7 protein-coding genes are annotated in these 13,274 nt (G+C 68.9%); 3 read left to right on the top strand and 4 right to left on the bottom strand.

Features of this window, described 5'->3' with window-relative positions:
- Nucleotides 1–13 precede the first annotated feature (13 nt).
- Both SK571_RS06600 and SK571_RS06595 read left to right on the top strand, forming a co-directional pair.
- Nucleotides 14–913: a PAC2 family protein gene (locus SK571_RS06600; RefSeq protein WP_319983123.1), complete on the top strand. Its 900-nt coding sequence runs from the start codon at nt 14–16 to the stop codon at nt 911–913.
- 214 nt (nt 914–1,127) lie between these two features.
- Entirely contained in the window at nt 1,128–2,288 is a 1,161-nt protein-coding gene (locus tag SK571_RS06595) for an MFS transporter (protein ID WP_319983122.1), read from the top strand.
- Here SK571_RS06595 and SK571_RS06590 read toward each other — a convergent pair.
- Both SK571_RS06590 and SK571_RS06585 read right to left on the bottom strand, forming a co-directional pair.
- Entirely contained in the window at nt 2,218–3,801 is a 1,584-nt protein-coding gene (locus SK571_RS06590; protein WP_319983121.1) for an ABC transporter permease, read from the bottom strand. The genes SK571_RS06595 and SK571_RS06590 overlap by 71 nt on opposite strands.
- Nucleotides 3,798–4,685 carry an ABC transporter ATP-binding protein gene (locus SK571_RS06585; RefSeq protein WP_319983120.1) on the bottom strand — a complete coding sequence of 296 codons (888 nt, stop codon included), beginning with the start codon at nt 4,683–4,685 and terminating at the stop codon, nt 3,798–3,800. The genes SK571_RS06590 and SK571_RS06585 overlap by 4 nt, the downstream gene beginning before the upstream one ends.
- 82 nt (nt 4,686–4,767) lie before the next feature.
- Between SK571_RS06585 and SK571_RS06580 the strand changes: the two genes are divergently transcribed.
- The gene (locus SK571_RS06580; RefSeq protein ID WP_319983119.1) at nt 4,768–5,265 is read left to right on the top strand and encodes a GbsR/MarR family transcriptional regulator; all 498 of its coding nucleotides are present in this window, start codon (nt 4,768–4,770) and stop codon (nt 5,263–5,265) included.
- A 139-nt stretch (nt 5,266–5,404) separates the two neighbouring features.
- On the opposite strand, the gene SK571_RS06575 is transcribed toward SK571_RS06580, so the two are convergent.
- Nucleotides 5,405–6,280 carry a hypothetical protein gene (locus SK571_RS06575; protein ID WP_319983118.1) on the bottom strand — a complete coding sequence of 292 codons (876 nt, stop codon included), beginning with the start codon at nt 6,278–6,280 and terminating at the stop codon, nt 5,405–5,407.
- The gene (locus SK571_RS06570) at nt 6,277–13,011 is read right to left on the bottom strand and encodes an RHS repeat-associated core domain-containing protein (RefSeq protein ID WP_319983117.1); all 6,735 of its coding nucleotides are present in this window, start codon (nt 13,009–13,011) and stop codon (nt 6,277–6,279) included. The genes SK571_RS06575 and SK571_RS06570 overlap by 4 nt, the downstream gene beginning before the upstream one ends.
- Between the last annotated feature and the right edge of the window lie 263 nt (nt 13,012–13,274).

Genomic DNA, 13,274 nt, shown 5'->3' with positions numbered 1-13,274 from the left:
GTAGTCTGGCGCCGTGAACGATCCGTCCCAGGAATCCCCGACCCCCTCGAACCCGCGCATCCCGCTCACGGCTCCGATCATGGTCTGTGCGTTCGAAGGGTGGAACGACGCCGGCGACGCCGCGAGCACCGCGATCGAACACCTCCAACTCACCTGGGACGCCACCCCGCTCGCCGAGATCGACCCGGACGACTACTACGACTTCCAGGTGACGCGTCCCAGCGTCCGCATGGTGGACGGCGTCACCCGCAGGGTCGACTGGCCGACGACGCGGCTGTCGGTGTGCAGGCCCCCCGGCTCGGACGTGGACGTGATCCTCGTGCACGGCATCGAGCCGAACATGCGGTGGCGCAAGTTCGCCGCCGAGTTGCTGGGCCACATCGACGCCCTCGGGGTGACGACGGTGGTGACGCTGGGCGCGCTGCTCATGGACACGCCCCACACGCGCCCGGTGCCGGTCACCGGCACGGCCTACGACGCGGACGCCGCCGAGAAGTTCGGCCTGGAGCACTCGAAGTACGAGGGCCCGACCGGCATCGTCGGCGTGTTCCAGGACGCGTGCGTGCAGGCGGGCATCCCGGCGATCTCGTTCTGGGCCGCCGTGCCGCACTACGTCTCGCAGCCGCCCTCCCCCAAGGCCACGCTGGCCCTGCTGCACCGGGTCGAGGAGGTGCTCGACATCGAGGTCCCGCTCGGCGCGCTGCCGGAGCAGGCCGAGGAGTGGGAGCGCACGGTCTCCGAGATGGCCGACGAGGACGAGGACGTGCGCAACTACGTGCGCGCCCTGGAGGAGCGCGGCGACGCGGAACTGCAGATCACCGAGGCGTCGGGTGACGACATCGCCGCGGAGTTCGAGCGCTACCTGCGCCGCCGCGGCCGCGGTCCGGGCTGGCCGTCGCCCGGCCCCCGCTAGGTTTCGGGCGTCTGCAAGTACCACCAACTCCGAGTTGGTGGTACTTGCAGACGCCACAAAGCGCAGGTCAGAGCCGTCCCGGGTCATTCGGACCGGGACGGCTCTTTCACGCAGAAGTTCACCACCGGACTGCGCGGACAGAAACTTAGCGACAACAACCACTTTTCGGTGCTTCCCGCCGCTCACCGCAATAGGGTGAACGGCGGAGGTGTCCGTGGGACGGTTGGCACGCGCCGGGTTGTACGCGGGCGCCTTGATCGGGCCGTTCGGCGGCGCCGTGACCACCTCGATCCTGCCCGAGATCGGCGACAGCTTCGGGCGGTCGGCGGGCAGCGCCGCCTCGACGCTCACCTACTACCTCGTGCCGTTCGCGGTGCTGATGCTGGCCTCCGGCACGCTCGCGCAGCGCTGGGGTCCACAACGGACCATCCGGATCGCCTACGTCGCCTACGCGCTGACGTCCGTGCTGGCAGCCTGCTCCTGGAGCTTCGAGGTGCTGCTGGCCTCCCGCGCGTTGCAGGGCGCGGCCAACTCGTTCACGACACCGGTGCTGCTGGCGGTGATCGCCGCCTCGACGCCGAGGGAGAAGCTCGGCCGCGCGCTGGGGTTGTTCGGGTCGATGCAGGCGGCCGGGCAGACGTCCGCTCCGCTCGTCGGCGGGCTCACCGCCGAGGTCGACTGGCGGCTGGCGTTCGTGGTCATCGCGGTGGTCGCCGTCGCGCTCGCGGTCCTGGGCGTGCCGGAGACGGAGGCCGAACCGGAGCGCGACGCGAGTCTGCGCAGCGCGTTCGTGCCGAGCACATTGCGGCCCGCGCTCATCGCCTTCGTCTGCTGGGGGTGCCTGGGCGGGCTGTCGTTCCTCGTGGCGTTCCGGCTGGACGACGTGTTCGGCCTCGGCGCGGGTGAGCGCGGCCTGCTGCTCACCGGCTTCGGCATCGTCGGGTTCCTGACCGCGCGGCAGATCGGCAAGGCCATCGACAGGTTCGGTGCCGCCACCACGGTCGTCGTCGGCGCGACGCTGGGGGCGGGGCTCGTCGCCGCGGTGGGCACGACGCCGATCGCGGCGGTCGCGGTCATCGCGTGGGCGCTGACCGGAGCCGCCGCGCAGGGCGTGCTGGTGAGTCTCAACGCGCTGGTGCTGCAGAACGGCAGCGCCAACAGGGGCGGCAGCGTCAGTGTCGTGCAGTCACTGCGCTTCATGGGCGCCGCCGCGGCCCCGCTGGCGTTCGTCCCGCTCTACCAGTCGCATCCGCTGCTGGGCTTCCTCGTCCCAGCCGCGTTGCTGGTGACCGTGCCCGCGATCGTCACGTGGACAGGTCGCGCCGGCGGAACCCGGCGAACCCCGCCGCCAGGAGCACCACCGCCACCACGGTGAGCCACGCGAGCGGCCCGAAGGTGATGTCCGGGTACTTCGGGACGTGCGTGAACGGCGAGATGTCGATCATCCACTGGTCGAGCTGCAGTGCGGGGCCGAGCAGCGTGAGCACCAGCGCCACCGACACCACCGCCCAGCTCACGCCCGTGAACTGCGGGAACAGTCCGAACAGGAGCAGCGCCACGCCCGCGATCACCCACGCGGCCGGGAGCTGGGCCAGTGCCGCGCCGAGCATCTGCGGCAGGACGGTGCCCAGGTCGTTCGTCTGCACCCCGTAGACGAGGCCCAGGCCGAGGCCGGACGCCGCCAGCACGACCGCGCCGCCCACCAGGGCGAACACCGCGTGCGAGGCCACCCAGCCCCAGCGCGAGACCGGCGTGGCGAGGATCGGCTCCGCGCGGAACGCCGTCTCCTCCGAGCGCAGCCGCAGGACCGCCTGCACGAGGTAGATCGACGAGATCAGCCCGAGCAGCTGGGTGACGGTCGCGAAGAACGCGTCGACCATCGCGTCGGCCCCGCCGATCTTGCTGACGATCTGCCCGAGCGCAGGGTTGTCCTGCACCATCTGCCCGACGGCCTGCGCGACGCTGCCGTAGATCACGCCCACCGCGAACAACGCGAGGGACCAGCCGATCAGCGAGCCCTTCTGCAGCCGCCACGCCAGTCCGAACGGGCTGCCGATCGTGCCGTGCGGCGGGCCCAGCCGGGCGGCGAACAGACCGAGTCCCACGTCGCGGCGGGTCACGATGTACGCGGAGACGCCCGTCAGCAGGACGAACGCGGCCAGCGGGAGCAGCAGCACCCAGAACCTGTTGTCCCCGAAGGACCGCACGTGCTCGGTCCAGCCGATCGGCGAGAACCAGGTCAGCCACTGCGGCCCCGACTCCCCCGCCGCGTCGCCCGCCGCGCGCAGCAGGTAGATGACGCCGAGGAACCCGCCCGCGATGGCGTTGGACACGCGCGAGTTCTCCGAGAGCTGCGCGGTGAACGCGCTGACGGCGGTGAACACCAGTCCCACGCTCGCCGTGGAGAGGCCGAACGCGAACGCGCCCGCCGGGTCCAGGTCCTTGCCGATCAGCGCCAGCGCCTGCAGCAGCCCGATCAGCAGGCTGGTGCCGCCCGCGACGATCACCGCGGCGGCCAGCGGCGCGTGCCGTCCGACGACCGTGGCGGCGATGAGCTCGGTGCGGCCCGCCTCTTCTTCCGCGCGCGTGTGCCGGGTGACGACCAGCATGGCCATGATCGCGATGAACAGGCCGGAGAAGACGCCCCAGCGCCACACCACCAGGCCGCCCAGCGACGACCAGTCGTGCAGCGGGCCGAGCATCGCCAGGAAGGCGGAGTTCGCGTTCGCGGTGACGCCGAGCAGGTCCCGGGACTGCTGGGTGTCGTACAGCTCTTCGAGCGCGGTCGTCGTCGAGTAGGTGACGCCGACGAGGAAGAACACCCAGACCGGCAGCAGGATCCGGTCGCGGCGCAGCGCCAGGCGGACGAGGTGCCCGGTGCCGATCATTTCGCGTCCTCGTAGTGCCGCAGGAACAGCTCTTCCAGCGTCGGCGGCTGGGAGGTCAGCGTGCGCACGCCCGTCGACACGAGCTGCTTGAGGACGGGGTCGAGCTCGTCCGAGTCGACCTCGAACCTGACCCGGTTGCCCTCGGCGACCAGGTCGTGCACACCGGCGAGGTCCGCGAGGCCGTCGGGCGGGCCCGCGAGCTCGGCGGAGATCGACGTGCGGGTGAGGTGCCGCAGGTCGGCGAGCGTGCCGGTCTCGACGATGTGGCCGTTGCGGATGATGCTCACCCGGTCGCACAGGGCCTCGACCTCGGCGAGGATGTGGCTGGAGAGCAGCACGGTGCGGCCACGCCGGCGTTCGTCGTTGATGCAGTCCTGGAAGACGGCCTCCATCAACGGGTCGAGACCCGACGTCGGCTCGTCGAGGATGAGCAGTTCGACGTCGCTCGACAGGGCGGCGACCAGCGCGACCTTCTGCCGGTTGCCCTTGGAGTAGGTGCGGCCCTTCTTGCGCGGGTCCAGTTCGAAGCGCTCCAGGAGCTCGGCGCGGCGGGCCTTGTTCAGGCCGCCGCGGAGCCGTCCGAGCAGGTCGATGACCTCGCCACCGGTCAGGTTGGGCCAGAGGTTGACGTCGCCGGGCACGTAGGCGAGGCGGCGGTGCAGGGCCGCGGTGTCCTTCCACGGGTCGCCGCCCAGCAGCCGCGCGGTGCCGGAGTCGGCACGCAGCAGGCCGAGGAGGACCCGGATCGCAGTCGACTTGCCGGCGCCGTTCGGGCCCAGGAAGCCGTGCACCTCACCGGTGTGGACGTCCAGGTTCAGGTCGTCCAGCGCACGCGTCGGGCCGAAGGTCTTCACCAGGCCCGACACGGATATCGCAGATGTCATGGCGGGTAAGCTACACTTCTTTCACAACTTCGTGAAGCATGTAAATTTTGCCCGATCAGCTGACGAAAGGGATGATGCCGCCGTGACGAGTACTACGGACCGTGACACGCAGGCGGTGAGCCAGTTCGTCGAACGGTTCGGCGGAATTCTGGCGGACACCGGCGTGCCCCGCATGCCGGCTCGCATCCTCGCGGCCCTGCTGACGACGGACTCGGGACGGCTCACCGCGGCCGAGATCGCCGACCTGCTGCAGATCTCCCCGGCGGCGGTCTCGGGCGCGGTGCGCTACCTGACCACCGTCCAGATCGTCAGCCGCGAGCGCGAGCCAGGATCACGCCGCGACGTCTACCGGATGCGCGACAACGTCTGGTACGAGGCGACGTTCCGCAAGGACCAGATGCTCGGCATGATCGACGAGGTGCTCGCCGAGGGCGTCGAGGCGCTCGGCGCGGACTCCGACGCGGGAGCGCGGCTGGACGAGACGCGCGAGTTCTTCCGCTTCGTGCACAGCGAGCTCGGCTCGATGCTGGACCGCTGGCGCGCGCACCGCGAAAAGTGGCTGGAAGAGCACCAGGGCTAGTGGCTCGTCCCAGAACGTCGGCTGGGTGATGCAAGGTTCTGAGCCACGCCACTGGTAGTACTTCGGCAGGTCTGACGTCGAGCCTCTCGGGAACCTGGCGAAGTCCTACCAGTAGAGCGAGGTAAAAGGCGGGGGCCGCTCACAGGAACTGCTTCGGGTCCTCCCACTGCCGCCGCACGACGCCATCAGCGTCCGGTACCACCGCGTACAGCTCGTCCAACGCGGCACCAGCGAGGAAGAGGTCGAACCCGGCGCCGGTCACCTCAGCCACCTCGTCCTCGTCTTCGACCCCGCCTGGAACCTCGTGACAGGCCAGTTCGCCAGGCTTCAACGGCGCGGTGAACGCGGTGAAACTCCTGTCCATCAAGCGCACCCGCAGATCGGGATCCGCCGCGACTCTGACGAGCGATCGTGGCTGCACTTCCGAGATCACCTCTTCGACGTTCTCCGGCGTCACCAGGAACCAGCGGCTGCCGCACACTCCGAACGCCCACCGCTCCTGCAGCAGCGTCGTGCCGCTTTGGGCCGCGGCACGCACCGCGGTCCAGAATCCCTCATCGGCCACGACCTCGACCGGGGCCTCCACCATCAGCAAGTCCGGCTCGCTACGCCGCCACTGGATCTCCAAGTGCTCGTCCGACAGGTCGTCCAGCGCGTCGTAGACCTCCTGCGTCATCGGCAGGAACACCACGGCGTTCCAGCTCTGCTCGATCCGCAGCACGTCCGCGCCGAGCAGGCGGAAGAACGGGCTGGTACCGCGACCGAGCATCTCAACGAAGAGGTCGACGGCCTGGACCGGTGTGACGGCGACGCCGTTGCGCAGCCACGCCAGCTCCTCAGGCAACCGTTCCCCCAAAGCCAGCGCGTCGATCAGCAGCACCTCGACGCTGCTGGCCGCGATGACGGCGGCGAGTACGCCGCGGAGTTCCGCGGCGTACTCGGGCCAGCCGGCAGCCTCACCCAGGTCAGTTCGGACGCCCCCGTCACGTGGAGCGACAGCCAGTTCTCCGTTCACTTCAACCCCAGCACGTTGCCGTCCTTGTCCAACCACAGGTCAAAGCTGCCGTCTCTGCTCGCGTCGCTCGTAGTGGGGAACATGGCCTTTCGATCCCACGAACCCTTGAAGATGGCTCCGGAGTGACCGTACTTGTCCCACGTGATCGATTTCGGCTGACCGTCGCCCGCCTTCTTGTTCCTCCAGATGGCCGGTCCGTTGCCCATCAGCGACATGTCCGACGACCTCTCGTATCCGAGGTACTTCGCGATGTCGTCCGCCTGTTTCCGCGAGACCGTCTGTCCCTTCGCGCCCCGCTCGGCGTCACCGTTGTTCTTGCCCTTCTTCTTGGCGCAGTTGTGCACCAGGACAGGCGTGTCGCCAGCCGCCACGTAGAACGTGTGCACGCCCTGCACCGTCAGGTCGTACACCGGCTCGAAGTGAACATAGCGCCGGACCTCGGACACCACCGGCCGGGACCCGTCCGGCGACAGCAGTGCCTGCCCCGGCTCGAGCTCGCCCATCTTGGTGAAGACGCCGGCGGAGTCCGCCCACACCTCGTGCCACGAGGTGCCGTCGACCGAGCCGGTGGAACCGTCGGCCGCGCGCACGACCAGTTCGGTCATGTCGCCCTCGTTCGTGTGGACGAAGCGGTTCTCCACGACGCGGTCGGTGGTCTCGCCGGTCTCGGGGTCGGTGGCCTTGACCGTGTCCCCGATGGCCACCTCGGAGATCGGCTTGCGGGTGCCGTCGGACATGACGACCTTCGTCTCGGCGACGAAGCTGTTCAGGCAGTCGACGGCGTTGCGTTCTTCCTTGCGCGTCAGGTTGATCAGCGGTGCCGCGCGCTCCGCCTTCAACGCCGCCGCGCCGATCCGGCCCAGCCCGCCCAGCGCGTACGGGGCGAGCGCTTCACCACAGCCCTTGACGGACGGGTCGCGCACGCAGTCGATGACCGCGTCGATGCCGAGCATCATCATCATGAACTCGTCGGTCGTCATCTGCTGCGGCTTCACCGGGTGTTTCCGGTTCCACTCGGCCCGCTCGGCGCTCTTCATCGACGGCAGGTTGAACGCGGGCTTCTCCTTGGTGCCCTGCTTGGCTGGTGGCGGGCAGTACGCGACCCACGGCGACAGCGTCACCGAGATGACGATGAAGTAGATACCGGGCTGGTACAGGCGCGGGCCGATGAAGCCGTCGTTGATCGCCATCCAGCCGACGTAGCGGCTGACGCTCATCTGCATGCTGTTGCGGTTCGCGATGGCGAGGTCGCTCAGGGCGGTGATCGCGCGGAGGATGCCCTGGAAGCCGTAGCCCACGATCGTGTAGGTGCCGGCGGACAGCAGACCGGACGGGTCGCTCAGCGTCGTCGGGTTGTTGTCCGCGTAGACGTACCCGGTCATCTGCTGGGCGTTGTCGGTCTCCAGGATCGGGTCGACGCTGATGAACCGGCCGGTGGACGCGTCGTACTTGCGGGCGCCCACGTCGGCCAGCCCGGTCGAGCTGTCCACCGGTTTGCCGAGGAAGCCCTTGTCGTCCGGCCAGTAGCCGCCGAGGACGTCACCGATCTCGTTCCCGTACGGGTCCATCGCCCTGCGGACGACCGAGAAGTCCACGGAGTCGACGGCGACCATCGCGGTGCCGTGGTGGTCGGAGACGAGGTACTTCGGGTTCGCGCCGCCGACGCGCACCGCCACGGTGACTCCGTTGTGCGAGTAGTACCGCGTGCCGGTGAGCTGGCCGGTGCTGTTGTCCCGGCTCAGTTCCTGGCCCGGCAGGTACACCGTCGTGCGACCCGGGTCGCGGCGCACGAGCTGTCCACCGTCGGCGTTGTAGGTGTAGCGGGTGGTTCCACGCGGGGAGGTGACGGTTTCGAGCCTGCTGTGCTCGTCCCAGGTGAGGGTCTGCTGGCCGTTCGGCAGGGTGCGGCGCACGGTGTTGCCGGTGGCGTCGTAGCCGTAGCTCGCCGAGATGGTGCCGTTCGACGACGTCGTCGTGGTACCCGTCAGGGCGTGCGGCTGGGTGCCACCGTCCGCCGGGTAGTCGTACGTGGTCGTGGTCTCCGGCTTCGCCGCGCCGGTGAAAGCGTGCTGCGTCTGGCTCGCCCGCGTACCGTTCGGCTCGAACGTCCACGAGGTCCAGTACGCCGCCCGGCCGCCGACGGTCTGGGCCGACGCGGGCGCGGCGCAGTCGTCGTTCGCCGTCCACGCCTGGTTGAGACGGCGCAGGGTGTCGTAGGTGAAGCACTGGGTGCGCACCGGCGCCTGTCCTTCACGGCCCTGCGTGTTCACCATCTTCGTCAGGTTGCCGGCCGGGTCGTACGAGTACTTCGTGTCGTCGATCTGTGCGTCCGCCTGCTGCGCCGAGAAGTTCGTGCGGGTGAGCCGGCGGGTCTGCGGGTCGTAGTCGTACGTCAGCCAGGCACTGTTGTTGGACGGGCCGAGGGTGAACTGCCGCGAGTCGCCGAACTGGGTGTACTGCGACTGCAGCACGTAGGTGAAGCTGGAACTGCTCGTGCTGTTCGGCTTGCCGTACTTGTTGTAGGTGATGCCGATCGCCTCACCGGGCAGTCCACCGACGGTCGGCTGCTGCACGGAGTTCAGCAGGCCTGTCGTCGTGTACCCGTACGTGGTCGTGTAGAGGCCGGCGAGCCCGGTCTCCGACGCCGGGATCTGCGTCAGCAACTTCGCGGGCAGGCCCTGGCCGTTGTACGCGCCGACACCGGTGACGTAGTTGCCGTTCGCGGTGTGCCGGATCGAGTGGCCCGGCAGGCCGACACCGTTCTGCGCGGTGTCGAAGGTCCACGACGCGAGCTTCACGCCGGTCTGCGAGCCGTCCCGCTCGGTGATCTTGCGGCCGAGCACGTCGTACTCGTAGGCGATCGTCCTGCCGCGGGCGTCGGTGGTGGTCAGCGCCTGTCCGGCCAGGTCGTACGTCGAGGTCGAAACGCCGGAGTCGGGGTCGGACTGGCGAACCTGGTTGCCCAGGAAGTCGTAGTCGAACGACCACACGTTGGCGACGTGGTCCTTGATCGTCTTTTGCTGGCCGAGCGCGGTGTAGGTGTAGGTCAGCGCTTCGAACACGCCGCCGGTCACCGTGTTCCCGTCGATCTGCGGTGGCGTGCTGTAGCGACGCACCTCGGCGTCGCGGCCGCGGGCGTCCACGATCTTGGTCGTCACCGGGGCGCCCTGCGGCGGCACGACGGTGACCCGGTCGCCACCGTGGACGGTCCGCGTGCGCCATGTCTCCGTCACGCCCCTGTAGGCGATCGTGAGCGTCTGGCGGCCCGCACCGTCGTAGGTGTTGACCGTGCGGTCGTTGACCGACTTCGGGTCGACGGAGATCATCGTGGTGGCCGGCGCGCCACTCACCACGTAACCGTTGTTGGCGCTGATGACCTGGCCGTGCGAGTCGTAGAACGTGTCCTTGACCGCACGCCCGCCGTCCAGTGAGTCCACCTGGGACTGTCTGATGTGGCCGAAGGAGTCGTACAAATCGACCGTGGTCAGGTAGTTCTTGCCGTCGCCGTAGTCGACCAGCTGCTTGCTCGTCACGGCCAGCGGGCCGTTGGTGCGCACCAGGTACTCGTAGGTCGCCGACGCCTCGTCGAGGCCCTTGGTCCGGCCGGGCTGCCACACCGAGGCGAGCCTGCCGAGCGCGTCGTAGGCGGCGTCCGTGCGGCGTCCGCCGACGTCGACCTGCCCGGTGGTCTTGCCGGTCGCAGGGTCGATCTCGATCGACGACGTCTGGTTCTTCGCGTTGGTGCTGACGGTCTTGGTCAGCACACCGCCGTCCGCGGGCGTGTACTCGGTCTTGGCCGTGCGGTTCAGCGCGTCGGTCTTCGAGGCGATGCGGCCGGACGGGTCGTAGGTGGACGTGCCGGTCGTCGTGAACGTCAGAGCGTCGTCGACGTTCACGGTCGCGGTGTCCACCCGCGTCGCGTCGCCGGCGGAGGTGATCTTGCCGAGCTCGGGCTGACCGTCGTAGAACGTGCGCAGCGCTGCGAGGATCGAGGTCTGCGCCACGTCCTTCGCCGGGCACACCTGCGCCGACGTGATCGTCTCCGACACGCGGTTGCGGATCCACAGGTCCGTGTTGTCCGCGTACCTCGTGGTGGTGCACTGGTCCGGCTGTCCGTCGGCGGACTCCGTCTTCGCCTCCGGCCGTCCAGCGGAGTCGAAGCGCGTGACTGTCGACGTCGTGCGCGTGCCGCCCGTGACGGTCTCGATCTGGCGGATCTTGGTGGGCGCGACCTTGTTCGCGGTCAGCGCGGACAGGCCGGTGCGGGCCCGCGTCGCGGAGGCGGAGACGATCACGGCGGGATCGGTGATCGCGGATGAGATCCGCTCACCTCCGTCACCGTTGAAGACCTCTTCCTCGTACGGAACGTCAGCGAACAGCCGGTTGTCCACCGTCGATTCGCCGAGAGAGTTCGTCACGGACGCGGGGCGCTTGGCGCCGCCGGGCATGGTGTCACCGTCCATGCCGCGGAAGTAGGTGGTGCGCCGCAGCGTCTGCTTGTCGTTGACCCCGTCGAAGCTGAACTGCTTGTCGCCGGTGCGCTGTTCCACCTTGCCGTAGCCGCGGAACTGGCCGTACGTGCGGTGTTCCGGCTTCACCAGCTCGAAGTCGTCGAAGTGCCACGCCGGGTCGCCCAGGTAGGCGTACTCGGTGGTCTGCGTCGGTGACGACGCGGTGGTGTCCTGCACGTCGACCCGGTCGACGACGTACTTGTGGAAGTACTCCAGCTTCGGGTTCTCGTTGTAGGGCAACGTCCAGTACACCGGGTAACAACGCCGCTTGTTGTTGGCGTGGTCGGTCGGCACAGACTCCGCGGTGCAGTCCGGCTTGCTGTAGGTGACGTTGATCGACGTGCCGGTCTCGGTGGCGATGTTGGTCACTCGCCAGTGCGGCAGCGTCGACGCCTGCTGGTGCGGGACGCGGTTCTCCAGCGGCTGGCCGGTGAACGTGATCGGGTTGACCGGCAGCGACGTGCCGTCCTTCGCGTACCCGGTACGAGTGATCGTCTGCAGCCAGAGTTCCTTGTCAGCTACGGACTTGAACTCCTGGCCGAACTGGTACCGGTCGGCCTTCACCGGGCCGGAGCCCTGGTCGTAGAAGGTGTTGATCGCCGTCAGGCGCTTGCGGGACCAGAACGACGGGCCGCGGTTGTTGCAGGTCGCGCCCTGCTTGCACTCCTGGTCCTGCGGGGTGTCCGGCCAGTACTTGGCGTTGGCCGAGGTGAACTTCGCCGGATCGCAGTCGAAACCGGCCTCCGGCAGGCAGCGTTCGGCGACGTCGAAGGTGATCTTGTTCGGCGTGGTGCGGCCGTAGATCGATCCGCCGATCTTGCGCAGGCCGTACTCGATGCGGTCGAGCGTGCCGCCACGAACGTATTCGACGCCGACCGTCTTGTTGTTGGCGCCGTAGAAGTTCTTCTCCTGCGTGTAGTAATACGCCGTCACGTTGCCGTGCGGGTCCTCCACGAAGTCGAGGTTCCAGCGCCATGCCTGGTCGCACTTGGACTGGGCGAAGCCCGCGGTGCTGTAGCAGGGGTCGCCGTCGCGCGGGCCGTACACCGGCACGGTCCACGCGGACTTCGTCTCCTGCTGGTCGGTGTACCCGGGACCCCGGTTGCGACCGAAGTAGTAGCTCACACCGTCGGTGCTGGTGACCTTCCAGTGCTCACCGTTGCGCACGCCGTTGGCCGCGCCGGTGAGGAGCTCGATGCGCGCGCCGCCGTCGGTCGCGGCCTTCCACGTCTTGGTGGTGTCGTCGAGCACGAGCTCGGTGGCCTGGCCGTTCAGGTTCATCGTGACGATCTGGCCGGCCCAGCACAGGTCACCCGTGCGCTTCTCCTCCGGCAGCTGCTTGTCCTGCGCGCAGGTGCGGTAGCTGCGTTCGATGGCGCCGGGCGAGTAGTCCCAGCCCTGGCCGAGCCAGGACGACTGGCTGCTCGTCGCGAGCGTCCGGCCGTCGACCGAGGCGGAGTTGTAGGCCAGCGTCACCTGGGGGGCGACGGACGCACCCGCCGAGGCGGGAGGGATCACGACCGGGTAGGCCCAGGTGAACGCGCCGGAGCTGCCGGAGACCGCCCACGCGCCGGACGGTGTCAGCGAGCTCGCCTCGAACGTGCCGGTGGACCCCGAGGTCTCGGCGGTGGCGGCGAACACCATCGGCTGCGCCGCGGCCGTGGAGGTGCTCACGGTCCTGGTCTGGGGGTCGTTCTTCGACCTGACCGGCTTGGTGACCCGGCACTCCGGCTTCTCCGGCGTGCTCAGCACGCACGCGGGCAGCTCGGTGAGCTGGAGGCGGGAGCCGAAGTCGCCGCCGACCGCGTTGCGGAAGCCGGTGTAGTCGAGGCCGATCTCGACCTCGCCCTGGTGCTCGTCCTCGGGCTCCACTGCCACGATCACGCCGGTGATGCCGGCGCGCTGGGACAGGTCCTGCCCGGCGACCGCGACCTCGAAGGCGCGCTTCTCCTTGCCGGACACCGTGATCGGCAGGTCACCGGCCTTCACGGCGGAGGAGTCGCCGCTCGTGCGGGCGCCCGCCCTGCCTGCGCTCGGCCAGGTGGTGTTGGTCAGGTCGAGCGGGCCGGGGGGCTCCGGCTGTTTCTGCTGCGCGCCGACCACGAGGTCGGTGAACGGCACGCGCTCGTCGTGCCCCAGGACCGGTCCGGGACCGGAGTTCGCACCGTCGGCGACGACGCCCGTCAGCAGACCGGCGACCACCAGAAGCGCGACACCCACCGATGTGCCACGTCTGGAGAAAGGCGCACGCGAAGAAGCCCCACCATGCATGTTCGAACTACCCCCAGGCAACGAGGCCTCCCTGGCCTCGACGCGCTGACAATAGCCAGTGGAATCACTTCGGGGTAGTCGGAAAATCCGCTTCTGGGCGGCGGCCCGCGTTACATTCCCGGACATGGTGTGCATCACATCAACTTCGCTTTGTGCAGGCGAGAGCGCCGAGTTAGGGTGCGCCGGGCTCAATCTGGTGAGCCGCACGGGGT

It is taken from the genome of Lentzea kristufekii (genome assembly GCF_033949925.1).
Lineage (GTDB): Bacteria > Actinomycetota > Actinomycetes > Mycobacteriales > Pseudonocardiaceae > Lentzea > Lentzea kristufekii.
This window is presented reverse-complemented; position numbering and strand designations above follow the sequence as displayed.

Coding starts and splice junctions, on each gene's coding strand:
- SK571_RS06590 (WP_319983121.1), bottom strand. CDS start 3,801: ATGATCGGCACCGGGCACCTCGTCCGCCTGGCGCTGCGCCGCGACCGG.
- SK571_RS06585 (WP_319983120.1), bottom strand. CDS start 4,685: ATGACATCTGCGATATCCGTGTCGGGCCTGGTGAAGACCTTCGGCCCG.